The organism is Streptomyces sp. NPDC006552 (assembly GCF_040611655.1).
GTDB lineage: Bacteria > Actinomycetota > Actinomycetes > Streptomycetales > Streptomycetaceae > Streptomyces.
Window position 1 is genome coordinate 1 of the sequence record NZ_JBEXOS010000087.1, and the last position, 24,538, is coordinate 24,538.

Genomic DNA, 24,538 nt, shown 5'->3' on the forward strand with positions numbered 1-24,538 from the left:
CTGGTTCAACAACCAGCGCCTCCACTCCGCGATCGGAAACGTCCCGCCACACGAACACGAGACCAACTACTACGCTCAGCACCAGCCCCAACCGGTGGCTGGAGTCAACGTATAGAGCCTCCACCGATCTCCGAGCGGTTCATGGCGACGACACGCGTAAGCGCCGCCAACGATGACCTATAACCTGGACGTCGTGCAGAGATAAGACGTCCAGCATACGGGGGCTGCGTCCGACGCCTCCGCGCGTCGCGGCCCGAAGAGCCGCAGGAGAGGAGCGGCGCTGAGCTGCTGTGCCTGAAACGGAGCTATTGGGTGCAGCGGGGCGCAGCGATACTCTTTCAGGACGGGTCGTCGCTGGTGGCCAGGGCTACGCGCAGCTGTTCCTGGAGGCTGCCGACCCGGTCCGCCGCCTCGTCTGGGCCGACGCGAAGACCCTGCACTTCAGCCTCGTCCCGTGGCACCCAACTGGTCTACCTCGCCACGGCACCCTGCACGTCACTGGATCGGAACCAAACGGGACGATCTCTGACGGCGGGAGTTACGGGGGAGTTGAGCGCTGTTACGGGGCATACGGAGTTGTATGAGCGATTACGAGAGCAGGACCACCGGCGAGGATCTGGGACCGATGGAACGCGGGACGTCGCAGCGGCTTGCGACACGTCAGCACATGTGGGTGCAGGCGTGGACCGCATTGTGTGTCTTGGCAGCCCTGTGGGCGTTGGCCGGCATCGCGGGTTGGATCGGCGGCGTCCAGGACAGCTGGGCCTTCGCTACGGCTGGCGTCATAATCCTGGCCTGCGCGGCTTGGGCCCGTCGTTCCGCAATCCGCAACGCCCCTCCACGACATCTGTGAGCGCTCGTGAGGAGGGTCTACGAGTGGGAGGGCAGCTGGCCTTCAGTCTTGGGCGTCACGAAGGCGTACGGCGCGTTGCGCCCCGTCGCCGTGCTCCTTCACGCACCGGGCCGCCGCTTCGATGCCGCGCGGCCAGTACGCGCCCTCCGGCTCCCGGACCCGCAGCCGCATGAACCGCGCGGGAGCTGCTGAAGTTCTCCAGCCCGCGGTATCCAGCGGAGCTCACGTCCGCCCTCGACCTGGCCCTGCACGGATTGCCCGTCTCGGAAGCCTCCACGCGGGAGGACCGCAAGCTGTGGGGACTGACCACCGCCGGCCTCCAGGCCGCCGCCCGGGTCCTGCAGCGCCCGCTCCACGAGATTTGCTCCACCGCCCGATTTGCTCCACTGCCCGTGGCGCGGCCCACGCGATGACCGTCAGCGCCACCGTCCAGGCGCTGCTGCGCCCCAAGCCTGACGAGGACCAGGCGGGGCGGCTGCCTGCCGTGGACCAGGTCGTCGTCGAAACCATCTCGGAAGGGCTGGGACAGCTGGAGAACATGTGGACCGAGGTGCCACTGCCGATCACCGGCAGCGAAACCGCACAAGGCCGGGGCAGCGCCCAGGCCGACCTCGTCCTGTCCGCGGGCCTTCACCAGGTCAAGGCCCACGGCCCCCGGGGTTGATCTTGCCCTGGGCCGTCCGCGCGACTGCTTACCTGCCCAGAGTCACGTAGAGGGCCAACGCGATGACCAGGACGGCGGCCAGCGCGAGGAACGGTCCCATGGAGGTTTTGCCCTCGACACGGTTCCGGCGCTCCTGCACGTGAGCCTTGATTTCAGCGCCGTCATTCGGTGTGTAGTTGCTGGGGAACACGGCGCCTCCTGTGGCGACATCTGGCATGGCCCGAGCCCTGCGCCGCAGTGGAACCGGGGGCGCAAGGGTAGGCAAGTAAGCGCACTGTCTCATCCGTTTCGCGCCACCACATGAGAGTTGAGCAAGAACTGAGGTGTGTGGTCAGCTTCTCCTCCAGTTCCCCTCGCACCGGCGGACCGCGCTGCGGTGAGCCAGAACCGCCCCAGAGCCGGACCGGAGGGGGTTCCCGGGTTGCCCTCCCCGGGTTGCCTAATGGCAGCCTGCCCTCGCGGTAGCCACTGGCTCTTTGTGCGGGCGGGGCCGGGCCGGGGTATAGGGCGCTGATGCCGACACCTCTCTTGTCCTCAAAGAGAGGCTGTCTTCTTCCTCTTGAGCAGGGGCGAGCCAGGCAGGACGGGGTTGTCGGTGGTCGCTGCCGGACTGGGCGGTTGATCATGCGTCAGGAAGAACTGGGGGAGTGACCGATGGCGGGGAAGAACACACGCTGGCCGTATGGATCGACGACCGCGTTGCGCGAGGACGTGCTGCGCGTCCTTGGCGTGCTGAAGGTCGCGACCGGCGAGCAGATCCAGGAGTTGACCCGCCCGCATCTGACCTACCGTCACCGCCGTGACCCGGGCCGGCGTACCAAGCCGCACCGCAACGCCGCCCTCGATCTGGCCCTGCACGGGCTGACCGTCTCGGAAGGAGCTACGCGGGGGGCCGCAAGCTGTGGGGGCTGACCCACGCCGGCTCGCAGGCCGCCGCTGAGGTCCTTCAGCGCCCGCTCCACGACATGGGCTCCACCGCCCGCGGCGCCGCCTCGCACGGCGCGGCCCACGCGATGGCCGTTAACGCCACGTCCAGGCCCTGCTGCGCCCCAAGCCCGACGAGGACCAGGTGGCGCTGCTGCCTGCCGTGGACCAGATCGTCCTCAGAACCGTCCCGCAAGGTCTTGGACGGCTGGAGAACATGATGACCGAGGTACCGCTGCCGATCACCGGCAGCGAATCCTCACCCGGCCGGGGCAGTGCCCAGGCCGACCTGGTCCTGTGCGCTCCCGAACACCAGCTGCCTGTCGTGTTCGTGGAGGTCGACCGGGGCACCATGACCCCGGCCCGCGTCGCGCAGAAGATCGACCGCTACCACGCCTACTTCGCCCGTACCGGCGCGCAGTTCACCCCCTGGTGGCAGCAACGCTGGCACGTCCGCTACGGGAGACCGGTCGTGATGTTCGTCTTCACCGCCCGCAGCGAGACCACCGTCATGAAGAACGCGGACCGTTGGGGGAGACGTGGTGGCATGCCGAACGTGGCGGCAACCCCCGTTCGCTCGAAGTCGTACGGCGACCCGGTACCGGTGAGCTGGAACCGGCGGCCGACGTCAGCGCGTAGTGACCGGGCGGTCGCTGCCAACATTGAATCGCTTGCCCTGGCAGGCGCCGGGTGCCGTACGCCGCTCTGGTTGGACCCGGCGTACGGCACTCCTGCCGCCGCGAGCGACGCCCGGCTGGAAACCAGAGCCAGGGTCACATGAGGGTCCAACAGCACTACCCCCACCCCCCCAGGGCTGAAGCGGGGCGCGAGCAAGGACCGGTCGGCATCGGCCGGTTGCCGAAGGGGCGATGAACATGTGCGGTCCGACCGCCGCTGTTGGCCGGGCCCACCACGGTGTCTGGCGGGCCGCTGACGAGCAGGAACTGCACGAGAAGGTGATCGGCACGCTGCCGCTGCGCCCCTGGATGACCGTGCGCGTCACTCCGCTCGAACCTCAGTCGATCAGAATGCGTGCGGCTCCGCCGTTCCGCTCCGGCTCGACGAGTACACGGGCGTGTCCTTAGCGAGTGACCTTCATTTCTATCCTCCGATCAGCGGCACCGCGGCGCAACGGGCCTCACGAATACGCTGCGGCGCTCGCCCGGTGTTCGGCCGGTGGAACGGTGTGTCAACTGCCCGCCGGCGAGCCGAAGCTGATGAGCAGGGCGGTGAGGATGCGGCGCAACCGGGGTTCCACCTCGACGACGGCATGGGCAAGCTGGGGATCGCTCGTGTAGAGCTCTTGCAGGAGTGGTCCGGGTGTGGCCATCTGCCACAGCGCCCCGGCCATGCCGGTTGCGGTGGCGACCGTATCGACGGCCTGCTCCTCGGTCAGGCCGAGCAGACGGTGCAGGTCGGCGCCGATCCCCGCCACCACCTCCAACGTGCCGAGCTTGAAGGTGCGCACGGCCTCGATGGACACGTTGCGTTCCAGATTCAGGGGCGCCTGCGCAAGGAGATCACAGAAGAGGGGGCGCGCGGCCAGGGTGGCGGCCAGAACGTCGGCGACTGCCGCGGGTGCGGCCCGCTTGTGCTGTGCCAGGTCCGCACGCAGTGCCGTTGACCATTCCTGCCAGCCCTGTGCAGTGAGGTCGAGGAAAATCTGCTCCCGTGTCTCGAAGTACCGCAACAGTGCCGACTTGTGCATGCCGACCTCGGCAGCGATGTCGGTGAGCGTGACCTCACGGATCCCCCGCTTGCCTCCGAGGGTGCGGGCAGCGTCGAGGATCGCTGCTTCGCGCACCTGCTTGGCCTGGGTGCTGCGGGCCCGTTTGAAGGCAGCCTGATCGGTCATGACGCCATCATAGAAGCATTTAATGCAACAGTGTTGCGCTATTAAGGCAACGGTGTTTCACTAAATATATGAGTGACAACGTGAACAACAGCACTGGACCGACCGAAACTGGCGGCAACGAGCAGAAAGTCTGGTTCATCACCGGTTCGTCCCGGGGTCTTGGCCGCGCCCTGACGACTGCAGCACTCCAGGCGGGCGACCTAGTCGTGGCCACCGCGCGCCGCCCCGAGGTCCTCGCCGAGATCTTCGCTGTGTTCGGCGAGCGCATGCTTCCCCTCGCCCTGGACGTCACCGAGTCCGAGGCGGCGTGCACCGCAGTCGCCGCCGCAGTACAGCGTTTCGGGCGGATCGACGTGCTCGTGAACAACGCCGGGTACGCGAACGTGTCACCGATCGAGACCTCGGACGACGGCGACTTCCGCGCCCAGTTCGAGACGAACTTCTGGGGCGTCTACAACGTTACGAGGGCAGCCCTGCCCACCCTGCGACATCAGGGCTCGGGCACCATCGTGCAGGTCTCCTCGATCGGCGGCCGGGTCGGCGGTTCGCCGGGCATCGCCTCCTACCAGGCCGCCAAGTTCGCAGTCGACGGCTTCAGCCGCGTTCTGGCCACGGAGACGGCACCGTTCGGGGTGCGCGTGATGGTCGTCGAGCCGAGCGGCTTCGCCACCGACTGGGCGGGCTCCTCGATGACGGTCCACGCCATCCCCGAGGCGTACGACGGGACGGTCGGCGAGATGAACCGCCGCGTGCGACAAGCCATGGGTGGTGCGGCCGGGGACCCGGAGCGTGCCGCCGAGATCATCGTCCGCACGGTCCACCGCGCTGATATCCCCAGTCACCTTCCCCTCGGCGTGAACGCGGCAACCATGGCCCTGGACCACTCCCGTCACCAAACGGCGGAAGTGACCACCTGGGAGAAGGTCAGCCGCTCGGCCGACTTCGGCGAGCCCTATCCGGTGGATCTCCCCTGAACGATGAGGGATGCGTACCCTGCGGGATGCCGTTGGTGAGCCGGTTCGAAGAGAACGCGCATCCGTGCGGGCCCTGAGGGTTGAGCATGTGCTCGTCACTGCGTCGAAGAGCCCTTCAGTAAACGGGCAGGCTCGACGGGTCACCTCGTGGCACGCCCCCTATCGAACACGTTCCCCTCTGGGTCCCCGATCGACACCGTCGTAACGGTTACGACAGCGGATATCACCGATGCATCGCTCGAGACGCCGGGAGCGACGCCCTAGGTGTATTGACCCGGAGCGTTGTTCACGCGGTTGATCCGTGGGTGGCCGTCGAGTGCGGTGTGGCAGCGGTGGTGGTTGTAGGTGTGGAGGAAGTCTGCCAGGGCTGCTGATCGCTCGTCGTTGGTGGTGTAGGGCCGCAGGTAGACCCCCTTCGTCGGCGAGGGTGTGGTTGAAGCGTTCGACTTTGCCGGTGGTCTGGGGCCGGTAGGCGCGGGTGAGTTTGCCGCTCGCGCCGAGGTCGGCCAGGGCCCGTTTCCAGGCCAGGCCCTTGCGATAGGCCCACGGGTTGTCTGTCAGCACGCGTTCGATGCGGGTGATGCCCATCTCGGCGAAGAACGGGGCGGCTCGGGTCAGGAAGGCCGCGCAGGTCGCGACCTTCTCGTCGCCATGGATTTCGGTGTAGGCGAGTCGGGAGTGGTCGTCGATGGTGGAGTGAAGGTAGTCGTAGCCCATGCCGCGGACCGGGCGGCCGGCTTTGCGGCCATGGATCCTGTGGCCGCCGCCGTCAGGGATCCGGCCCAGTTTCTTGACGTCGACGTGGATGAGTTCGCCGGGACGCACGCGTTCGTAGCGGCGAATCACGGTGCCGGCGGGCCGGTCCATCCAGGTGAGACGGTTCAGCCGGTGGCGGGTCAGTATCCGGTGGACGGTCGAGGCGGGCAGGCCAAGGACCGGGCCGATCCGTGCGGGTCCCAGCTTGCGGGAGGTGCGCAGGTCACTGACGCGGGCCTCCATTGCGACCGGAGTGCGGTGCGGTGTCGTCAACGGCCTGCTGGAGCGGTCGGCCAGGCCGGAATCGCCCTCGGCTCGCCAACGCCGGACCCATCTATGGGCGGTCGCCCGCGAGATGCCCATCTCGGCCGTGACACGGGCGACCGGACGGCCGGAGCTGGCACGTTCGACCAGCAGCCGCCTGCCGTGAACGGTCAGCCGGGCATTGCGGTGGGACATGAAGACCTCCGTGTGGTGCAGTCCTAGACAGCTCCACCACACCGGAGGTCTTCGCCATGATCGAGCCCGGTCGGCGTCAACAATGATCAATACACCTAGCGCGGCGTCAAGCTGTCGTATGTAGGCAGGGGAGCAGCCGGGCATGGACGTGTGCCGGCCGCCCCCTCGGCCCGGTGCCTTCAGGCGCGCAGGGGGCGGAAGAATGCGCGGAGTTCCTCCGCGTAGCGTTCCGGCTGCTCGAACGGGGCAAAATGCCCTCCCCGCTCCGGCTCCGTGAGGTACGTCAGGTTCGTGGTCCGCTCCAGCCACGCCCGGGGCGGGCGGACGATGTCACCGCCGAAGATCGAGAACCCGGATGGCCCTTGGACGCAGCAGGCGAGCTGGGCGGGGTCGATCGCGGCGTTCGTGCTGTACATGCGCATGGAGGAGCCGATGGTGCCGGTCAGCCAGTACAGCATGACGTTGGTGAGGATCTCGTCCTTGGTGTAGACGCTCTCGATGCCGCCGTCGCAGTCGCTTGCTGAAGCGCCACGGCTGGAGTTGGCAGCAGCCCACTCGACGAGCGATTGAGCGCGATGACGACGCGGTCGAGGTGTGGAAGAAGGAGACCTGGCCGCGGGTAAGAACATGGCGGCGGAGCGCAACGCCTGGATCGTCTTCGAGGACGAGGCCGGGCAGTCGATGACCCCACCGCGTGCCAGGACCTGGAGTCGGATCGGCCTGACCCCCGTCGTGAGGGTGAGGGGCCGGGGCCCGGGACGTGTGTCGATGGCGGAGATGGCCTGCTACAAGCCGGACCAGCGGTCCCGGCTGATCTACGCGATCCGCGAGTACCGGGGGCGCAAGGACGAGCGGAAGGGCTTTGGCTGGCGCGACTTTCGCGACCTGATCGTCCGCGCTTGCATTCAGCTCGGCGGACCGATCGTGCTGGTCTGGGACAACGTCCGCCTGCACCTGACGGCCGGCCTGCGCGAGTTCATTGACGCGAATGCCGAGTTGCTCACCGTGTTCCAGCTGCCCGCTTATGCCCCGGACCGCAACCCAACCGAGGGCGGCTGGTCGCTGGGTCAAGCGGGACATCGGCAACCTCGCCGCGGCCGACCTCGGCCAGATCACCCGCGTCATGAAGCGCAAACTGAAAATGCTGCAGTACCGACCGGAGGCCATCGACGGCTGCCTCGCCGGCACCGACCTGGACCTGGACCTGTGAGCGTGGGGACGACCGACCCGAAATTGGTCAAAGCCCATAGTTTCATAGCCCATAGTTGCTGGTCAGCTACGGTGGCGGCATGACCGACAGCCTGCCCGAGGACGTAGCCGACGTGCTTGACCTCGTCCTCAACCAGGACGAGCCCGTTCACGTCGCCCTCCGACGGCAGGTGCACCAACTCAGAGTGCAGTCCAGCTGTGAGTGCGGGTGCGGCACTGCCTACTTCGACCTTGACGTCGACACGGTGGAGCCCGCGCCAACGGGCCCCGGCACCGTCGTGGCTGCAGACGTGCAGTTGTTCACCGAAGCCGGCGAGTGCCCTGGTGAGGTCCTGGTCTTCGCACAAGGCGGCTACCTCTCATGGCTGGAGGTCTGCTCTTGGAGCGATGAGGTCGAGGTGAATCTCGCCGCGGCGCGGCGCTGGCTACAGCCATCGTCTTGAACCCGAGCCGGTAACAGCCAGACGTCTCGGACCCTGACGCCGTCACCACGAGTCGACCGACATCACGACTTCAAGTTCGGTACTCAAGGCGCACAGCATCGTCATCCCGTCGGCGGCCACTGCACCCCCCGCCCCCGCAGCCTTCCAGGCTCGGGTTCGCGCCCTTTAGCTGCGCGAAAAGGCAGCCCATCCGGCGAGGGCGAAGCCGTCGCCGTCCCGCCGGATCTCGGCGGCGCCGTGTCCCGGCCAGTGGGCCGGAATGACGAGCTCGCGCAGCTCGGCGGCGCGCGCGAGACAGGAGCGACGGGTCCTGGCCGCGAGCTGGGGATCGTCGCAGAAGCAGCTGTTCCAGCGTGGTTCGAGGACCTGTACGGGGCTGTGCATCATGTCCCCGACGAAGACGGCGCGATCTGTGCCCGAGCGCAGGGTGAGGACGGACGAACCGGGAGTGTGGCCCGGCGCGGCCTCCAGCAGCAGGTTGCCGTCGATGCGATGGGCGTCCTCCCAGAGCACGGACTGCCCCGCTCGGTGTACGGGGGCGATGCTGTCGTTGAACACGAGCTTGCTCCCCTCCCAGCGGACTTGCTCGTGTTCATCGCCGGGCGACCGGCTGCGAGGGGGGGCCGTCCGGGTCGAAGTACAGGTTGTCGGCGCGGGGGATCAGGTACGTGGCGTTGGGGAAGGTGGGGACCCACTGCCCGTCACGCAGTTCGGTGTTCCAGCCGACGTGGTCGTAGTGGATGTGGGTGTTGACGACGACGTCGACTTCCTCGGGCTCGACGCCGGCCTGGCGCAGCCGGGCGATAGTCAGTCTTCAGTCCGCCGAACTGGGGGATCTGCGGGCGTTCCCGGTCGTTGCCGATCCCGGTGTCGACGAGGATGGTCTTGCCCTCGCTGCGAAGAACCCAGGTCTGGATGTGGCAGCGGTAGGCGTCGTCGGCGGGTGTCCAGAAGTCCGGCGCCAGCCAGTCCTGATTGCAGCGCCAGGTCTCCTCATCACTGTCCGGGATGACGAAACGAGCCGTACGGATGGGGCCGGACCATTCGACGACGCGCGTGATCTCGACGTCACCGAGTGAAATGCCGGGTGCGGGCATGGTCGTCCTCCGCGGAGAGCGTGACAGTTCGTATATGGAAACGGCGGTAGCGCGCTTGCCGGGTCGGACGACGGACGAGCGGGCCTCGGCGAGTGACGAGTTGCTCCCGTACGAGCCGTCGCTCGCGGCGTCGACGTGATGCGGCCGATCGCCGACGACTCCGAGAACCTCCCCGTACATCACACCGTCGACGTGTCGGCTCGGCAGACCTTCCTTTCGTGGTGGGCGGGTGGTCGGGAGATCAGTTGAGGAGGATGACCTTTCCGGTGATCTGCGGGTCCTCCATAAAGGTCGCGGCGGCCACGACCTCCTCGAGAGGGAACACCGCGGCGATCCGGACGCGCAGGTGTCCCTGAGCCGCCAGCTGGGCGGCGGCGGTCAGCCCGTGCCGTGCGGGTGGGTCCGCCGGCACCCCGAGGGCGGCGGCCTGAGCGGGGGAGGCCCCGTGGGAGAGGTGGACGCCGTGCCGCGGGGCGGAGGTGTCGGCGATGGTCACGACGCGTGCCGGGTCCCCCGTGATCGCGATCAGCTCGGGGAGCGCTCCGCCTGCGCAGTCGAACACCGCGTCGATGCCGGCGGGCGCGACCTCACGGACGCGGTCCTCCAGGCCGTCGCCGTAGAGCGTGGGCGTGGCACCGAGCGAGCGGACGTAGTCCTGATTGGCTGGTCCGGCGGTGCCGATGACCTTCGCGCCGCGAGCGCGTGCGAGCTGTACGGCGACGGTGCCGACCGAGCCGGACGCACCGTGGACGAGAACGGTGTCACCTGGGCCGACGCCCAGCCGGTCGAGGACACGGGTCGAGGTCTCCGACGAGCCGGCGGCAGCGGTCGCCTCCGCCCAGTTCCACGTCGGCGGCTTGCGCGCCCAGGTCGTCAGAAGGGCGAAATCGGAGTTGGCGCCGGATCCGGCCGACTCCGCCAGCCCGAACACCTCGTCGCCGACCCGGACCCCGTCGACTCCCGGGCCGACCTCGTCGACCACGCCCGCCGCGTCGTGCCCGGTGCGATGCGGGAACGTCGCGGGTACCTGCTCGCGACGTCGCCCGGATCGGATCATCATCTCGCCCCGAGGCAGCGACGAGGCCCGCACCGCCACACGGATCGCTCCGTTCCCGGCGTGCGGTTCTGGGGCCTCGTCGACTTCCAGGACCTCGGGGCCGCCGTAGCCGGAGAATTGCACGGACCTCATGACGGGCCTCAGGCTTCCGGAATCGGGCGGTCGTAGAAGTCGCCACGCGGCTCGTCAGGGTCGACCCCGGTTCGCTTGCCCGTGTCGAGTGCGTCGATCCGGGACATCTCGTCGTCGGTCAGGGTGAAGTCGAAGACGTCGAGGTTCTGGGCGAGCCGGCCGGGGTTGGTCGACTTGGGAATCACCGAACGCCCCTGCTGGATGCCCCAGCGGAGCATGACCTGCGCGGGCGACTTGGCGTGGGTCTCGGCGATGGCTGCGATGGCCGGGTCCCGCATCACGTTCTTGCGGTCCTCCCGCCACGGACCAGGGTAGAAAGTGATGCCGCCGATCGGCGACCAGGCCTGGGTGAGGATGCCGTGCTCCGCGTCGGCGGCCTGAACGTCGGGCTGCTGGAAGTACGGGTGCAGTTCGATCTGGTTGACCGCGGGGACCACGTCCACCTCCGCCAGCAGCCGCCTGAGGTGGTCCGGGCTGAAGTTGCTCACGCCGATCGCGCGCACTGATCCCTCGGCCAGCAGCTTTTCCAGGGCTCGATAGGCCGCAAGAGTGCGCTCGAACTGGCTGGGCCGAGGCTGGTGCAGGATGAACAGGTCCAGGTGGTCGACACCGAGCTTGCGGGTCGACTTCTCGAAGGCGTGCAGAGTCTCGTCGAACCCGTAGTCGCTCGGGAACACCTTGGTTTCGACGAATACGGCGTCACGGGGGAGTCCGGCTCTGCGCAGGCCGTCTCCGACCTCCTTCTCATTGAAGTACGCGGCGGCCGTGTCGACGTGCCGGTAGCCCAGTCCGAGTGCGGTCGCCACCGCATCGGCCGTTTCTTCCGGCGAGCTCTGATAGACGCCCAGGCCCAGAGCCGGGAGGGTGACGCCATTGTTGAGAGTGATTGTTTCCATGTCTCCATCAGACTCTCGAGTGGACCGGTGCGGGAGTGGCTGTTGTTCGGGGTATTGGCGCTACCCCCCATGAAACAGCGGTCCCACGTACGGTGGGGGTATGGACCTGCGGACCGAGATATCCGAGTTTCTGCGCACGCGCAGGGCCCGGATCACTCCCGAGAGAGCCGGGCTCGCCACGAGCGGTGGACGACGTGTGCCGGGACTCCGGCGCGAAGAGGTGGCGGTTCTCGCGTCGATCTCCGTGGACTGGTACGTCCGTATCGAGCGAGGCAATCTCACCGGCGTGTCCGACGAGGTTCTCTGCGCGCTCGCGGCCGCGCTGCAACTCGACGACGCCGAGGTCGCTCACCTGCACGACCTGGCGCGGGCGGCGCGCAGCTCGACGCGCGGGTCCGATGGCCGTCCAACGCGGCCCTCGCTGCGCCCCGGTCTGCGGACCATCATCGACTCGATGCAGGGACTCCCGGCGTGGGCGCGCAATCATCGCTTCGAGATCGTTGCGACCAACTCGCTCGCGCAAGCCCTCTATCACGACCTTCTGCAAAGCCGGATCGCAGACGGGAACAACGCCCGGTTCACGTTCCTCGACCCGCTCGCACGGGACTTCTACGCCGACTGGGAGCAGATCGCCAACGACGTCGTCGCCGTCCTGCGCGGCTACGTCGGCGCGAACCCGGCCGACCGGCGCCTTTCCAACCTCGTGGGTGAGCTCGCCACCCGCAGTGACGACTTCTCCCGCCGGTGGGCCGCTTACGACGTGAAGTACCACCGCACGGGCCGCAAGGTCCTCCGGCACCGGGTCGTGGGGGACCTCGACCTCGGGTTCGAGGCGCTCGCGCTGCCCGACTCCACGACGCTGAGCCTGTTCGTCTACTACCCGGCTGACGAGCCGACCCGGGAACGTTTGCAGCTGCTGGAGAGCTGGGCAGCAACCGAAGCCCGCGACGGCACCTGGCCCTATTCCGCCCGGCCGCAGTAGCTGCACGATCGGCGATCTTGTCACCGGCACCACTCTTCTCATGCTGATACTGTACCTGTAGGTAGGTACAGCACACCAAGTGCTGCCGGCCTGAGAGGAGGGACCGACCACATGGAGAGCACGGAACGCCGCCCCCCGGCCGCCACTTCACGAGAGCGCCTCGTCGAGGCCACCCGGGAACTGCTGTGGGAGCAGGGCTACACGTCGACCACCCCTGCCGAGATCCGAACGCGCGCGGGTGTCGGACAGGGAAGCATGTACCACCACTTCCCGACCAAGGTCGACATCGCGGCAGAAGCAATGACACGCAACAGCGTCCAGCTCGAGCGGGCAATGGACGACTACCTGAAGCAGACGCCATCACCGACCGGAAGCGTCAAGAGCTATCTGAGCAAGCCGCGCGACGGCCAGAAAGGCTGCCGGTTCGGGCGGATGACGCTCGACAACGCCGTACTGGAGAACGAGCGGCTGCGGGGGCCCGTGGCGGACAGTCTGACCTGGTATCGCCAACGAATCGAACGTCTCCTGCTCGACGGGCAAGCAGCAGGGGAGCTGCGGGAGGACTTCTCCGCCGAGGCCGTTGCGGCGACCATCATCGCCATCGTGCAAGGGGCCCACGTTCTCGCACGCGCAGACCGGAGTCAGGCGTCGTTCGACCGTGTGATCGCGGGTGGTCTCACGCTTCTCGCGGGACTGGAAAGCCGGCCGTGAACATCGTCGCGGATTCCGGACGGCCGCGTCGGCGGATGGTCGGCCGAGACGGGCTCCTTCCCGCCGACGTCCACAGCCGCGACGGCACACTGATGCGGCGCTCGCTCAACGGACCAACCCGCCAGCCTCGACCGGAAGCAGGTGACCACCATGGTCAGCGTCAGCCGGGAAGCCCTGACTGAGACACGAACCCGCCTGCGGGCCGTGATAGCGAACTCTGAGATCGCCGTGCTCGACGGGGCGTGGTCGTTCGTCGAAACGCCGATGGACGAGCCGCCCCGCTTGGACCGGCACGTCCTCGCGGTCGTCCGCGACGGTGAATGCTGGAGCGCCCTTCGCCCGGATGACGGGAGCGGCGGGCACAGAGAACGATTCGGTCTTCTCTCCTTCCACTTCCCGACCGACCTCGACAACAGCGGCTTCGTCGGCTGGCTCGCCACCGAGTTGAAGAAGCGCCTGGGGACCGGCCTTTTCGTCGTGTGCGGCAGCAACAGCGACCACGGCGGCATCTACGACTACTGGGGCTGCCCGGTCGACCTGCTGGACGATGTCGTCGGCGTCGTCCGAGAGCTCGCCGGCCCCAGAGCAATCCTGTCATGAACACCACTGCCGCCGAGGATGAAGGGGTGCCGACGGCCGCAATCGCAGATGCGTCCGTCCGTCTGGGTCTTCCCGTGCGGTGGGCACCGCCATCGCTTCGGCCGCTCCTGCCGGGCACCCCGTCCTCTGGCCCCGCACGGCCCGTGACCCACCTCGGAAGCGTGGACACGATCCTCGAAGTGATCGCCGAGTCGGACCGGGGCGACGTCCTCGTCATCGACAACGGAGGCAGGCGCGACGAGGCGTGCGTCGGCGATCTATTGGTCGCGGAGGCCGCGCTCGCCGGCATCGCCGGGATCGTGCTGTGGGGAGCCCACCGGGACACCGCGCAACTGCGGCGCATCGGCCTGCCGCTCTGGAGTCTCGGACCGGTCGCGTCCGGGCCGCGCCGGATACCACCCGCAGCTCCTCCGATGCGGACCGCCGTCCTGGACTCCGTTCCCGTCACCGTCGGGGATGCCGTGGTCGCGGACGACGACGGCGTGGCGTTCATCGCGCCGACCCAGGCCGACCAGGTCCTCCAGCTCGCCGGCCGGATCCAACGCGTCGAGGCGGCGCAGGCCGAGCTCATCCGCCAGGGGCGAACTCTCCGCGATCAGCTTGACTTCACCGGCTACCTGCAGCGACGTACCGCGAACCCGTCGCTGACTCTCCGACAACACCTCGAAGCCCACGGCTCGGCACTGGAGGCATGACCATGAACGCCACACCGCCCATCACGACCGACACCATCCACCGCCTCGTACCTTTCGCCCGGCACCTGGGCGTCACGTTCTCGACGATCGAACCCGACCGCGTCGTCGCCCACCTACCCGAGAACAGCGGCTTCGCCACCGTCGGCGGCGGCGTGCACGGCGGTGCGCTGATGGCACTGGCCGACATTGGTGCGGCCGTCGCGGCAGTCCTCGCGAGCGGCGATCCCACCGCCGCTCCCGCCACCATGCAGTCCTCGACCAACTTTCTCCGGCCCGTCCACGGCGCCGCCACGGCTAAGGCCCGCACAGCTCGGCGCGGAAGGTCGACGGTCGTCGACGTGGAGTTGACCGACTCGGCTGGTGAGCTCTGCGCGCTGGTGCGACAGATCGTGATCGTCCGACCGGCCACCGGGCAATGAGACAGAGGGGGCCGGGTGATGAAGGCGGATTCGAAGCTGGGCATAGTCGGCACAAACCTGTCTGCTGGCGGATTTTATCGCCTTTCTGCCGCGGCAGGCTACCGGCCCGCCTTCCACGCCTATGACCGGCCGGAGCTTCCATGTGGACCAGTCGATAAAAGAGCACCTGTACGCGTCCTGAAATTGTCGATGAGATGATGTCTTTCATCGATATAGCCGTGCTCCCGGTCCCTCTGGCGCACTATGACGACCCGTCTGCCGAGGGAATTACAAAGAGGATTATTGGTTATCAGAGGGGGCGCTGCCCGAATTTTGCGCATTCATGGACCTCGATGACGCCGAATCCGCCTTGGGTTCGTGGCGGCCCATGGGTGGATGGAAATTCTCACGGACCTGCTGGGCAGAGCAGAGGGGCTGATCGACAGGCTGGGCAAGGACGCACCCCTGGAAGCCCTGCGGGCCGCACGCCACATGGAGGTCGTGGCCCAGCGTCTTGGCGACTGGCCCGCCCACGACGTACGCCGCGATATGAGCGTCGAACAGGCCGCCGCCGGTCTTGGCCTCGACACACGCCACACCCGCGCGCTCATGGTCCGGATGGGCGACTGGAGTCCCAGAGCGACCTGTCCGATGAGCGGTGGGCGCTGATCGAAGCAGTGATCTCGGCATGGAAGCCCGACCACCCGTCCCCGACTGGGCATCAGGGTCGGTACGAGATTCGGGAGATCGTCAACGCGATTCTGTACCAGGGCAGGACCGGCTGCCAGTGGGACTACCTTCCGCACGACCTGCCGCCGAAGTCGGCCGTCTACTACTACTTCGCAGCCTGGCGCGACGACGGCACGGACGCGAAGATCAACGACCTGCTGCGCTGGCAGGTCCGCGAGAAGACCGGGCGGTCGGAGGACCCGAGCCTGGTCGTGATCGACACGCAGAGCGTCCACGCAGCGGTGAACGTGCCCGCCACCACGACCGGGAAGGACGCGGCCAAGAAGGTGCCGGGCCGCAAGCTCGGACTGGCGGTGGACGTCCTCGGCCTGCTCATCGCCGTGACCGTGCTGGCCGCCAGCGCGCACGACAACGCTTTCGGCATCGCGCTCCTCGGCCAGGTCGCCCCCATCGGCACCATCAAGAAGGCCCTCGTGGACCAGGGCCTCAAGAAGACCGTCGTCAAGCACGGCACCACGGTCGGCATCGACGTCGAGACCGTCGAACGCAACCCCTTGGCCAAGGGCACCGGCTTCGTTCCGCAGGCCAAGAGGTGGATCGTGGAGCAGACACTCGGCATCCTCATGCTGTTCCGGCGGCTCGTGCGGGACTACGAGAGCAGGCCGAAGTCCTCGGAGTCCAGGGTGCACTGGGCCATGATCGACGTGATAGCGCGCCGACTCACCGGCCAGACCACGCCCACCTGGCGCGGGTGACCGCGTGGACGACCACGTCACGCCGCTTCTGGAGCGGATCGACGCACGTGAAAGCGAGCTCGCCGGCGATGCAGCCCGGATCCGCGCGCAGACGGACGAGCTCGCCGCGCGCCTGCGTGAACTCGACGAGGAGATCGAGAGCCTGGCGGTGACCCGTAAGACGCTCCTCGCGCTCCCGCCGCCCCCAGAGCCAGCCGAGGCGCCGCCCGCCCTGCCAGCCCACCCGGCTTACCAGCAGATCCTCGACGTCTTCGCCGACGCTGCTGGACCGATGCGTGCCCGCGACCTGTGCCAGGCCCTGGACCTCCCGCACAAGCCGGAGAACATCGAGAGCACCCGGCACAAGCTCAAGCGCCTGGTCAGCCTAGGCATCCTCGCCGAGACCGAACCGGGCCTGTTCATCCGGCGCCGCCCGTAGCAGCCCTCCGCTCCGGGCCACCCGTCCGTCACGGCTGCCGCACCTGCCATCCGGCTCACGACGCGATCGCTAGTGACCCGTCATGCGGAGCCACTGCATCGTTGTGACGAGCTCTTCGCCGAAGTCCTCGCAGAGCGCGAGCAATTCGCGACCCGTGGACGAGTCGAGCAACCCTGCGGCATCGGGGAGACCCCCGAGAGCACCGCGGCAGGTGGTCTCGACAGCGAAGTGGCGCGACGCGAAGTAGCCCTCGCTCGCCCTGTCCGCCAGGTCGGCGAGGTACTGGCGGTGGGCTTCCTCCGCGGGGTGGGAGTAGAAGGAGCCCTCGACGAGACCGTCGAGGTAGGCCGCCAGGCCGGCCGACGCTTCGACCACTCGCTCGACTTCGTTCACGCCAGGCTTGGCCAGCAGCTCGCCGAAGGTCAGCAGGTTGCTGATGGTCTCCAACTGGAAAAGCTGGACCGTGTCCGGGTCGGCTTCAAACGTGAAGAGTGGGGCCGTGCACAGCTCGGTGATTGCTCGCCGGTACGCGCCATCCGACTGTTCACCAGCGGGTGATGCTGCCAGTCGGAACAGCGACTCCAGCACAGACTGGTCGACACCCCACTCTGCATCCAATTCGAACGCGAGTATCGGCGCGCGCGCCACCGCCACAGCGCCAGGACGGCAGCCTGACGCTGGTGGACGGGCTTCAGGTCCGCCAATCGTTCGATCCGCACCACGTTCTTGAGTCAGCCTTTCTGATCTACCGTCCCCGCCGGCCCCCTTTACTTCGAGACACTGTAGAAGCCGCCGAAGTGTCAGTGAGAATCGGGCATACCGGTTCAGAATGTCCTCTGAAGAATTGGCGTGCCCTGGCCCGCCACCTTGGCCGCCGCGAGCACATGAGCGACACCGTCCAAGCCGTCGCCGGCCTGCTGTCCCATCAGCAGACCGCGGACTCTGACGTCGACATGGCAGAGGTGAACGCCGAGCCCCGCCGACAGCCTCGACGTCTCACCGCCTACCGTGCACGAGCTTCGTTAGGTGAGGCCACCAGCACTCACCAGCGCATGTCGAGTTGGTTGAGTGCCGCACGCCGCTCCGGGACCAGCCGGTCGGCGCGGCGGCGGTGTTGGTGGTCCACATGCCGAGGTCGACCAGGACGTCGCCGTCGACCGTGCTCTCGCGTCCTCTGGCGGCGGGCCCGGCCACCTCGACCGGCAGGGCTTCGACGTGTCTGCAGGGGACGTTGAGGTGGCCTTCGCGGGCATGGAACTGGCGGGCGGCGGCGAGGTTGAGCGCCCATTTGCGGTCCTGGGTCAGCCTTACCGGCCGCTCCTCTTCCTCGGTCGCCTCGATGCCGAGCACGTGCGCCAGCAGCCACTGCTGCGCCGCCGTCAGCTGGTCGAAGCCATGGGGCTGCGCGCTCACCCAGCGTCCGAGGTCCTCGCCCTGGACCACGAGCTCCCCGGACACAGTGGGCAGGCTCCCGCCGCCGGCCAAGTGCGCCTGCACGAGACGCAGGCAACGCTGCCAACCAGTGTCCCACGCCGGACACCACCCAGGATCGATGTCGTCCAGCGCCTGGCGCCGCTCGCCGGTGAGCGCCCCGGCCTCCGGCCCGACCGGCTCACCCGCCTCCCGGCGCGCCGCGATCCGGTCCGCGAGCCGGTCCGCGAGCCGGGCCGCGTCGCGCATGTTCCTGGCCCACTTTCCCACCGGGTACCCGTTCCAGACCGCGGTGGCCGGCGGCAGAAAATGCGAGTGGACCTCGGCCCACGCCCGCGCCGTGGCGAGGCCATCGTTGAGGGCGTCCTCCCGCGGTGCCCACACCATGCCAAGCCCGTCCAGCTCCCGGACCCGCTCAGGATCGAGCTGGCCGGCGTTGTAGGAGCGCCGCTGGTGGGTCAGCCATCCCCCGAGCGGGAACCCGGCCGGTGACCAGTCCTCGGGCGTCACGAAGGCGTACGGCGCCGCCAGGGGCCCGTCCTCGTGCTCCCTGGCGTACCGGGCGGCGGCCTCGATGCCGCGCAGCCAGTACGCGCTTTCCGGCTCCAGCACCGCAGCCGCACGAACCCCGCGAGCTCTACCGGATCCCGCGGGCCAAAGAGCACGGTACTCATTGCCTTCGGTGGCAAGGGTCAGCCCGGCCTTGGCAGGTATCGTCAGAGGTTGACGACGATGGCTTTGGTCTCCGTGTAGGAGTCGATGACTTCGGTGCCGTGTTCGCGTCCGATGCCGGACTGCTTGAATCCGCCGAAGGGCAGGGGGCCAGTGCTCATCTGGTTGACCGTGTTGATCCATACGGTTCCGGCCTGAAGGCGGTCGGCTATGGTGTGGGCGCGGCTGAGGTCGGTGGTGAAGACGGTGGCGGCCAAGCCGTAGACGGTGTCGTTGGCGATGTGTACCGCTTCGTCCAGGTCGCGGAACGGCAGCAGGACGGCGACAGGGCCGAAGATCTCTTCTCGGGCGACGCGTGAGGTGTTGTCGAGTCCGGTGACCAGGGTGGGGCCGACGAAGAGGTCACCGGTCTCGTCCTGGGGGTGGCCGATGATGTCGCCGCCCTCCTTGCGGGCCAGGTCGATGTAGCCGGTGACCTTCTCGTAGTGACTACGAGAGGCCAGCGGGCCCATGAGGACCTGCGGGTCGAAGGGATCACCCATCGGGATCTTGGCCATGCTCGCGGTCAGGAGGCGCGTGAACTCCTTACGCACGGACTCCTGGACCAGCACGCGGGTGCCGGCCACGCAGCCCTGGCCACTGCCGGAGCAGAAGGCAAGCGCGGAGGCTGTCGCGGCGGCCTCCAGGTCGGCGTCTTCGAAGACGATGAACGGCGACTTGCCACCCAGCTCCAGGGTGACGCGTTTGAGGTCGCGGGCGGAGGTTTCCAGGACATGCTTGCCCACGGCCGTGGATCCGGTGAAACTGATCTTGTTCACGTCCGGGTGGGTGATCAGGGCTTCGCCCGTACTGCGCCCCGGGCCGGTGACGATGTTGATGACGCCATCGGGAAGGGCCGTGTGCTCATGGACGAGCTCCGCCATACGCAGCACGCTCAGTGAGGTCTGCTCCGAGGGTTTGGCGACGACTGTGTTCCCGGTGGCCAGCGCGGGGGCGATCTTGTAGCCCATCTGCAAGAGAGGCCCGTTCCAGCCGGCGATCGCGGCGACTACACCCAGCGGGGAGCGCCTGGTGTACTGAAGCTGGCCGGGGGTGGAGGGGGCGGTGGCTCCGTAGATCCGGGTCGGCCAGCCCGCGTAGTGGCGGTAGACCTCGACGGTGTGATCGACCATCCATCGTGTCAGCGACACCGGCCCTCCCATTTCCAAGGAGTCCAGGATGGCCAGTTCGTCGGCGTGCGACTCGATGACCTCGGCGATCTGGTACAGCACGCGGCTGCGCTCGTCCGGGCTGATAGCCGCCCAGGCGGGGTCTTCGAAGGCGCGACGCGCGGCAGCCACGGCGGCATCGACGTCTGCGCGCCCAGCTACTGCGACCGTGGTCAGCTCGGTACCCGTCATCGGGTCGATGGAGGCCATCGTTTCGCGGTCGGCGGCAGGCTGCTCCGTTCCGGCGATGAACAGACCGCGCGGTTCTGCGGCGAACGCGGGAGAGGGCCGGTTCGCGGCGGGGGTGAAAGGGGTGCTCATAGCGAGGAGTCCTTCTCTTCGGGGGTATGTCACACGTCGTAGCGATCTGGTGACTCCTGGCCACATGACGACGTGCCGTTTGGGGATGGTCCGACATAGGTCGGAGCGGACGAACGGCTGCGCGACGGGCGACGCTCCAGGCGGGCGTCAGTCAAGGTCGGCCATGTCAAGGACGAACCGGTAGCGCACGTCGTTGCGGCGCAGGCGCTCCAGGGCCTCGTTCACCTGCGAGGACGGCAGCAGTTCGATGTCAGCGGTGATGCCGTGGGTGGCGCAGAACTCCAGCATGGCGGCGGTCGCGGGCAGGCCGCCGCTGCCGGCGGAACTGAGCTTCTTGCGTCCCACGAGAAGGTCGATGGTCTCCACGGTGACGGGCCCCAGGTAGCCGAGCTGGCTGAGGGTGCCGTCCACGGCGAGGAGTCGGAGATACGGGGCGAGGTCGTGCGGTGCGGAGATGGTGTCGATGATGACGTCGAACCGGTCCCGCGCCGCGGCCAGCTGCTCCGAGTCGCTGGACACGAGGAGGTCGTGGGCGCCAAGGCGGCGTGCGTCATCGGCCTTGTCGGGCGAGCGGCTGATGACCGTCGTCGTGGCGCCGAGCGCCACGGCCATCTTGACCGCGAGGTGCCCTAGACCCCCGAGCCCCGCAACGGCGACCTGGCTCCCGGGCCCCACGCCCAGGGCCTGGAGCGGCTCCCAGACGGTGATACCGGCGCAGAGCAGGGGGGCGGCGCCGGCCGCGTCGAGGCCCTCGGGCAGGTGGTGGGCGAACCGGTCGCGGACGACGTACTCGCGGGCGTACCCGCCGAGGGTGTGCGAGCCGTCCTGCCGGTCGGTGCCGCTGTAGGTCAGGGTCGGGAAGGCATGGCAGAAGTTCTCCTGGCCCGCCCGGCACATCGCGCACTCACCGCACGAGTCGACGATGTTTCCGACCGCAACAGGGTCACCGACGGCGAATCCGGAGACGTCGGAGCCGGTAGCGGCGACGACGCCGGTGAACTCATGCCCCGGCACCAGAAGGTGCCCGGCCTTGCTGTCATAACCCTCCAGCGCGTGCAGATCAGTGCCACACACACCGCAGTAGTCGATCCGCACGGCGAGGTCGTCGGCCCGCAGATCGCGGCGCTCGATGGGGCCGCGCCGCAGTGTGCCGGTCGTGCCGTCCGCCAGCCATCCAGTGGTGGGACGCATTACCTCTCCTCAAACAGACTGTTCCGTCTATTCGACAGTAAGCACCCTCCCGGCAAGAAGCAAACCAACTGTTCTGTCTGGTAGCGTCGTGAACATGACCGACCAGCCACTCACCTCGCGCGGAGCCGCGACCTACCAGCGGATCCTGGAGGCGGCGACGCAGGAGTTCGCCGAACACGGCATCGCCGGCGCCCGCATCGAGCGAATCGTGTCCGCTGCGCGAAGCAACAAGGCGCAGCTCTACTCCTACTTCGGCAACAAGGAGCGTCTCTTCGACGCGATCTTCTTCGCGTCCCTTGAGCGGATCACCAACGTCGTGCCGATCGACGCCGACGACCTCGCGGACTGGGCGGTGCGCCTCTACGACGAGTACCTCCGGCGCCCCGACCTGATCCGGCTGGCCACCTGGACCCGCCTGGAACGCCGCCCGGCAGGACATCTCGTGGCAGAGCACGAGCAGTACGACGACCACAAACTGCGCGCCATTGCCGAGGCCCAGGCCGCCGGGAAGGTGCGCCCGGGCGACCCGTTCGACATATTCGCCCTCGTCATCGCCCTGTCGATGGCCTGGTCACCAGTCAGCAACGTCTACTCGGCAACCGCCGACGAACCTCACGAGTTGCACGAACAGCGCCGCACGCTCCTGCGCGAAACCGTCCAGCGCGCCATCGCCGCGGACTGACGCAACGCGCTGCCAGCAAAGGTCTTCGTCCCACGTAAGTGTGCGGCGAGTCGATGATGGGGCGTTCCCGTGCGCTCTTGCGGGCCCGCGCCTTCCATGCGAGCGAAGGAGGGCACGTGCTCGGAGAGCGCGGCCAGTTCATGGCAGTTGGCCAGTACGGCCTTGAGCTGGATCCGGTCAGTTTCGGGCAGGGCGTCGGGGTGGGTGAGGAACCAGCGTGTGACGGAACGGGCCGAGGGCGGACGAGGGCCGACCGGTTGTGGCTTGCCGCGGAGGTTCCTGCTCACGTAGGCACGGACGCCCGCGTAACCCCGGGGATATCCCTGTTCTTTGCTCTCCTCCCACAGTTTCCAGGCGTTGGTGCATCCTTCCTGCCAACGCTGATCGAGGTAGGGCTTGTAGGCGTCCAGCGTGGTCGGACGGTTTTGCCACTGTCCGGTGAACATCCTCCGGGGTGGCGGCGCGGGAGAAGCGCAGGATCGTGTTGCGCGTCATGCCGAGCTGCCGGGCGACGGACCGCTTGCTGTGCCCGGCGGCGAGGAGCGCGTGGATGGTGGCGTGCTTGGCACGGGTACGTTCGGCGAAGCGGTGCCCTGTGGGCCAGGGCGACGAGGCGGCTGACTCCGGCTCCTCCTGGAGCTCCCTCGGCGGATCCGGCGTGGGGCGCAGGCAATTGCGGTGCCGGTAGACGCACTTCTCGGTGGCTTCGCCCAGGTTGTGCCAAAGGTGCCACCGATCGGCGACTTGCAGGGCTTGTGGGGCGCCGCGGGTGGAGCCGTCGGCGAAGAACGGGGCCCTGTCGCGGCAGACGATCTCGATGCCGGGGCGCTCGGCGAGCCAGGCCGCGAGGGTGTCGGCCTCCCGGTCGGGCAGGAGATCGATCGGACGACGTGTCTCGACGTCGACGTGCACGGTTCCGTAGTTCTGTCCCTTGCGCTGGGCGTATTCATCCACCCCGAGCACGCGGGGCGTGGCCGTGGGCGGATCCGGAAGCGAGGCGATCAGCCGCAGCAGGGTGTTGCGGCTGACTGGCGTCCCAAAGAGTCTGTCATGCGGGCCCCGGCCCGCCCCGCGAGCGCAAGGCCGACCGAGACGAGCGTTGATCGCAGCCGTTCCGTCCGCCGGCCGAACCGGCGGGTCAGTTCCGGTACCTGCTCGACGAATGTCTTGCGTGGGCAGAAGCTCGCTGCGCAGACGAACCGGCGCACCCGTAGTGCCACGATGACGGACTTGCCCGCCGTCGGCAGACCGTGAGGAAACCGCAGATAGGAACCGTGTATTCGTTCTGACCAGCTCCCACAGCCCGGACAGGGCGCCTGCCGGACCGTGCTCACTGCCTCCACCCGGACGGCCATGTCGGTCGTCACGACCGACTCCGCCAACACGTTCTCCACCGAGGAGAACAGCAACTCCTCGAGTTGCAGCCGTACTTCGTTCACGGCGCAGCACTGTCGACCACACCGCACACCGGCCGGGCGATTTTCGGGCTATCTCAGCCGCCGATCCGATGAGATCGACAGTCACGCTGCGTACGCGACCACACCAAGTGGACCAGAGCCCGAATGCGTGAACAACGCCACTTGGCCGGGCGGATCGAGGAACTGCTGGAGGCCCACCCCTCTTTCCCAGATCCTGATCTCGATGCCGGGAGTCGTTATCAGGACCGGCGCCAGGAGCCTCATCGTGGTCGGCGACGGCAGCAGCTACCCATCCGCCGCACACCTCGCCGCCTACGATCGCCCCGGCAACCCGCAACTCGGGCTCCTCGATCCGCGGCGAACAGCCCTCCCGCCGAGGGAACAAGCAGCTCAAACGGGCCTTCTTCCTCTCCGCCTTCGCAGCCCTCGGCGACCCGGCGTGCCGCGCCTATTACGACAAGAAGATCGCCCAGGGCAAGCACCACACCCAGGCTCTGCTCTGCTCTGCCCGGCGGCGGGCCGACGTCCTTTTCGCGATGCTCCGTGGCGGAACCCTTTACGAACCCCGACTCGCGCGATCAGCATGACCAGACCCCATGCCGAGAGACTTCACGAACCTGGCTGACCTGCGAACTCTCGGTACTCGTCCACAAGTCGGAAGAAGGCGTCAAGCGGAGGTTCGCCAGGCAAATTCTCGATGACCGCAGCGTCCCACCCGGTCGCCATCGACCATCCACGGGTCCTACTTAGAACGGCTAACACAATGAGGTGCATCGCCCCTGGCAGCCTTGCCTGACCGGGCAGTTGAGCGTTGGCCAGGCTGTGGGAACTTCACCGTGGAGCGTGCCGGACGACTTGTGGGAGCGGATCGAGCCGCTGCTGCCGAAGAAGGAGCGGCGGTTCCGGTACCCCGGTCGCCTGCCGGTCCCGGATCGCCAGGTGTTGTGCGGGCTCCTGTACGTCCTGCGCACCGACATCCAGTGGGAGCACCTCCCGCAGGAGCTCGGTTTCGGCTCGGGCATGACGTGCTGGCGCCGGCTGCGGGAC

At 67.9% G+C, this 24,538-nt stretch carries 27 protein-coding genes and 6 pseudogenes; 20 read left to right on the plus strand and 13 right to left on the minus strand.

Annotated elements, in window-relative coordinates; genetic code table 11:
• Nucleotides 1-338: 338 nt before the first annotated feature.
• Nucleotides 339-461 (minus strand): hypothetical protein, encoded by a 123-nt coding sequence (locus tag ABZY33_RS32680; protein ID WP_356495334.1) that lies wholly within the window; start codon nt 459-461, stop codon nt 339-341.
• Between the two features lie 801 nt (nt 462-1,262).
• Here ABZY33_RS32680 and ABZY33_RS32685 point away from each other — a divergent pair.
• Nucleotides 1,263-1,517, plus strand: a complete 255-nt coding sequence (locus ABZY33_RS32685) for a hypothetical protein (protein WP_356495335.1) — start codon at nt 1,263-1,265, stop codon at nt 1,515-1,517.
• Nucleotides 1,518-1,545: 28 nt separating this feature from the next.
• Here ABZY33_RS32685 and ABZY33_RS32690 read toward each other — a convergent pair whose 3' ends face one another.
• Complete coding sequence (locus ABZY33_RS32690) at nt 1,546-1,707, minus strand: hypothetical protein (RefSeq protein WP_356495336.1); 162 nt, start codon at nt 1,705-1,707, stop codon at nt 1,546-1,548.
• Nucleotides 1,708-2,171: 464 nt separating this feature from the next.
• On the opposite strand from ABZY33_RS32690, the gene ABZY33_RS32695 reads away from it, so the two are divergent.
• The 3 genes and pseudogenes from ABZY33_RS32695 to ABZY33_RS32705 all read left to right on the plus strand — a co-directional run.
• Nucleotides 2,172-2,429: a hypothetical protein gene (locus ABZY33_RS32695; protein WP_356495337.1), complete on the plus strand. Its 258-nt coding sequence runs from the start codon at nt 2,172-2,174 to the stop codon at nt 2,427-2,429.
• A 175-nt stretch (nt 2,430-2,604) separates the two neighbouring features.
• On the plus strand, nt 2,605-3,222 hold the full coding sequence (locus ABZY33_RS32700) for a replication-relaxation family protein (protein ID WP_356495338.1): 618 nt from the start codon (nt 2,605-2,607) through the stop codon (nt 3,220-3,222).
• 133 nt (nt 3,223-3,355) lie between these two features.
• Nucleotides 3,356-3,526 (plus strand): annotated as a pseudogene (locus ABZY33_RS32705) (muconolactone Delta-isomerase family protein); the annotation flags it as partial.
• A 104-nt stretch (nt 3,527-3,630) separates the two neighbouring features.
• Here ABZY33_RS32705 and ABZY33_RS32710 read toward each other — a convergent pair.
• Nucleotides 3,631-4,296, minus strand: coding sequence for a TetR family transcriptional regulator (locus ABZY33_RS32710; RefSeq protein ID WP_356495339.1), 666 nt, complete (start codon nt 4,294-4,296; stop codon nt 3,631-3,633).
• A gap of 68 nt (nt 4,297-4,364) precedes the next feature.
• On the opposite strand from ABZY33_RS32710, the gene ABZY33_RS32715 reads away from it, so the two are divergent.
• Nucleotides 4,365-5,270 carry an SDR family NAD(P)-dependent oxidoreductase gene (locus ABZY33_RS32715; RefSeq protein ID WP_356495340.1) on the plus strand — a complete coding sequence of 302 codons (906 nt, stop codon included), beginning with the start codon at nt 4,365-4,367 and terminating at the stop codon, nt 5,268-5,270.
• Nucleotides 5,271-5,530: 260 nt separating this feature from the next.
• On the opposite strand, the pseudogene ABZY33_RS32720 reads toward ABZY33_RS32715, so the two are convergent.
• Nucleotides 5,531-6,485: pseudogene (locus tag ABZY33_RS32720) on the minus strand (IS481 family transposase).
• 514 nt (nt 6,486-6,999) lie between these two features.
• Here ABZY33_RS32720 and ABZY33_RS32725 point away from each other — a divergent pair.
• The 4 genes and pseudogenes from ABZY33_RS32725 to ABZY33_RS32740 form a co-directional block, all read left to right on the plus strand.
• Nucleotides 7,000-7,170, plus strand: a pseudogene (locus tag ABZY33_RS32725) (winged helix-turn-helix domain-containing protein); the annotation flags it as partial.
• A pseudogene (locus ABZY33_RS32730) lies at nt 7,167-7,505 on the plus strand (DDE endonuclease); the annotation flags it as partial. The pseudogenes ABZY33_RS32725 and ABZY33_RS32730, both read left to right, overlap by 4 nt.
• Before the next feature lie 4 nt (nt 7,506-7,509).
• The gene (locus ABZY33_RS32735; RefSeq protein WP_356495341.1) at nt 7,510-7,695 is read left to right on the plus strand and encodes a hypothetical protein; all 186 of its coding nucleotides are present in this window, start codon (nt 7,510-7,512) and stop codon (nt 7,693-7,695) included.
• Between the two features lie 79 nt (nt 7,696-7,774).
• Nucleotides 7,775-8,137 carry a hypothetical protein gene (locus ABZY33_RS32740; RefSeq protein WP_356495342.1) on the plus strand — a complete coding sequence of 121 codons (363 nt, stop codon included), beginning with the start codon at nt 7,775-7,777 and terminating at the stop codon, nt 8,135-8,137.
• Between the two features lie 165 nt (nt 8,138-8,302).
• On the opposite strand, the pseudogene ABZY33_RS32745 reads toward ABZY33_RS32740, so the two are convergent.
• The 3 genes and pseudogenes from ABZY33_RS32745 to ABZY33_RS32755 form a co-directional block, all read right to left on the minus strand.
• Nucleotides 8,303-9,234: pseudogene (locus tag ABZY33_RS32745) on the minus strand (MBL fold metallo-hydrolase).
• Between the two features lie 241 nt (nt 9,235-9,475).
• A complete protein-coding gene (locus ABZY33_RS32750) occupies nt 9,476-10,423 on the minus strand; it encodes an NADP-dependent oxidoreductase (protein WP_356495343.1) in 948 nt (315 codons plus the stop codon).
• A gap of 8 nt (nt 10,424-10,431) precedes the next feature.
• The gene (locus ABZY33_RS32755; RefSeq protein WP_356495344.1) at nt 10,432-11,319 is read right to left on the minus strand and encodes an aldo/keto reductase; all 888 of its coding nucleotides are present in this window, start codon (nt 11,317-11,319) and stop codon (nt 10,432-10,434) included.
• Between the two features lie 100 nt (nt 11,320-11,419).
• Between ABZY33_RS32755 and ABZY33_RS32760 the strand changes: the two genes are divergently transcribed.
• The 8 genes from ABZY33_RS32760 (at nt 11,420) to ABZY33_RS32795 (ending at nt 16,568) form a co-directional block, all read left to right on the plus strand.
• Nucleotides 11,420-12,301, plus strand: a complete 882-nt coding sequence (locus ABZY33_RS32760) for a helix-turn-helix domain-containing protein (protein ID WP_356495345.1) — start codon at nt 11,420-11,422, stop codon at nt 12,299-12,301.
• 111 nt (nt 12,302-12,412) lie between these two features.
• Nucleotides 12,413-13,012 (plus strand): TetR/AcrR family transcriptional regulator, encoded by a 600-nt coding sequence (locus tag ABZY33_RS32765; protein ID WP_356495346.1) that lies wholly within the window; start codon nt 12,413-12,415, stop codon nt 13,010-13,012.
• A 150-nt stretch (nt 13,013-13,162) separates the two neighbouring features.
• Nucleotides 13,163-13,612 (plus strand): DUF6196 family protein, encoded by a 450-nt coding sequence (locus ABZY33_RS32770; RefSeq protein WP_356495347.1) that lies wholly within the window; start codon nt 13,163-13,165, stop codon nt 13,610-13,612.
• Nucleotides 13,609-14,307: an RraA family protein gene (locus ABZY33_RS32775; protein WP_356495348.1), complete on the plus strand. Its 699-nt coding sequence runs from the start codon at nt 13,609-13,611 to the stop codon at nt 14,305-14,307. Before ABZY33_RS32770 ends, ABZY33_RS32775 begins: the two co-directional genes overlap by 4 nt.
• Nucleotides 14,304-14,726 (plus strand): PaaI family thioesterase, encoded by a 423-nt coding sequence (locus ABZY33_RS32780; protein WP_356495349.1) that lies wholly within the window; start codon nt 14,304-14,306, stop codon nt 14,724-14,726. Before ABZY33_RS32775 ends, ABZY33_RS32780 begins: the two co-directional genes overlap by 4 nt.
• A 375-nt stretch (nt 14,727-15,101) precedes the next feature.
• Entirely contained in the window at nt 15,102-15,374 is a 273-nt protein-coding gene (locus ABZY33_RS32785) for a hypothetical protein (RefSeq protein WP_356495360.1), read from the plus strand.
• Nucleotides 15,332-16,150 carry an IS5 family transposase gene (locus ABZY33_RS32790; protein WP_356495359.1) on the plus strand — a complete coding sequence of 273 codons (819 nt, stop codon included), beginning with the start codon at nt 15,332-15,334 and terminating at the stop codon, nt 16,148-16,150. The genes ABZY33_RS32785 and ABZY33_RS32790 overlap by 43 nt, the downstream gene beginning before the upstream one ends.
• Before the next feature lie 4 nt (nt 16,151-16,154).
• On the plus strand, nt 16,155-16,568 hold the full coding sequence (locus ABZY33_RS32795) for a hypothetical protein (protein WP_356495350.1): 414 nt from the start codon (nt 16,155-16,157) through the stop codon (nt 16,566-16,568).
• Between the two features lie 69 nt (nt 16,569-16,637).
• Here the strand turns inward: ABZY33_RS32795 and ABZY33_RS32800 are convergent, their stop codons facing one another.
• The 4 genes from ABZY33_RS32800 to ABZY33_RS32815 form a co-directional block, all read right to left on the minus strand.
• Nucleotides 16,638-17,222, minus strand: a complete 585-nt coding sequence (locus ABZY33_RS32800; protein ID WP_356495351.1) for a hypothetical protein — start codon at nt 17,220-17,222, stop codon at nt 16,638-16,640.
• A gap of 342 nt (nt 17,223-17,564) precedes the next feature.
• Nucleotides 17,565-18,611 (minus strand): helicase associated domain-containing protein, encoded by a 1,047-nt coding sequence (locus tag ABZY33_RS32805; protein ID WP_356495352.1) that lies wholly within the window; start codon nt 18,609-18,611, stop codon nt 17,565-17,567.
• 104 nt (nt 18,612-18,715) lie between these two features.
• Nucleotides 18,716-20,200, minus strand: coding sequence for an aldehyde dehydrogenase family protein (locus ABZY33_RS32810; protein ID WP_356495353.1), 1,485 nt, complete (start codon nt 20,198-20,200; stop codon nt 18,716-18,718).
• 147 nt (nt 20,201-20,347) lie between these two features.
• A complete protein-coding gene (locus ABZY33_RS32815; protein WP_356495354.1) occupies nt 20,348-21,391 on the minus strand; it encodes an NAD(P)-dependent alcohol dehydrogenase in 1,044 nt (347 codons plus the stop codon).
• Nucleotides 21,392-21,485: 94 nt separating this feature from the next.
• Between ABZY33_RS32815 and ABZY33_RS32820 the strand changes: the two genes are divergently transcribed.
• Entirely contained in the window at nt 21,486-22,073 is a 588-nt protein-coding gene (locus ABZY33_RS32820; protein ID WP_356495355.1) for a TetR family transcriptional regulator, read from the plus strand.
• Between the two features lie 177 nt (nt 22,074-22,250).
• On the opposite strand, the gene ABZY33_RS32825 is transcribed toward ABZY33_RS32820, so the two are convergent.
• A complete protein-coding gene (locus ABZY33_RS32825; protein ID WP_356495356.1) occupies nt 22,251-23,036 on the minus strand; it encodes a transposase in 786 nt (261 codons plus the stop codon).
• 38 nt (nt 23,037-23,074) lie between these two features.
• Nucleotides 23,075-23,512, minus strand: coding sequence for a transposase family protein (locus ABZY33_RS32830; protein WP_356495357.1), 438 nt, complete (start codon nt 23,510-23,512; stop codon nt 23,075-23,077).
• 123 nt (nt 23,513-23,635) lie between these two features.
• Between ABZY33_RS32830 and ABZY33_RS32835 the strand changes: the two are divergent.
• Both ABZY33_RS32835 and ABZY33_RS32840 read left to right on the plus strand, forming a co-directional pair.
• A pseudogene (locus ABZY33_RS32835) lies at nt 23,636-24,078 on the plus strand (transposase); the annotation flags it as partial.
• Between the two features lie 235 nt (nt 24,079-24,313).
• A partial coding sequence (locus tag ABZY33_RS32840) for a transposase (RefSeq protein ID WP_356495358.1) occupies nt 24,314-24,538 on the plus strand: 225 nt, incomplete at its 3' end.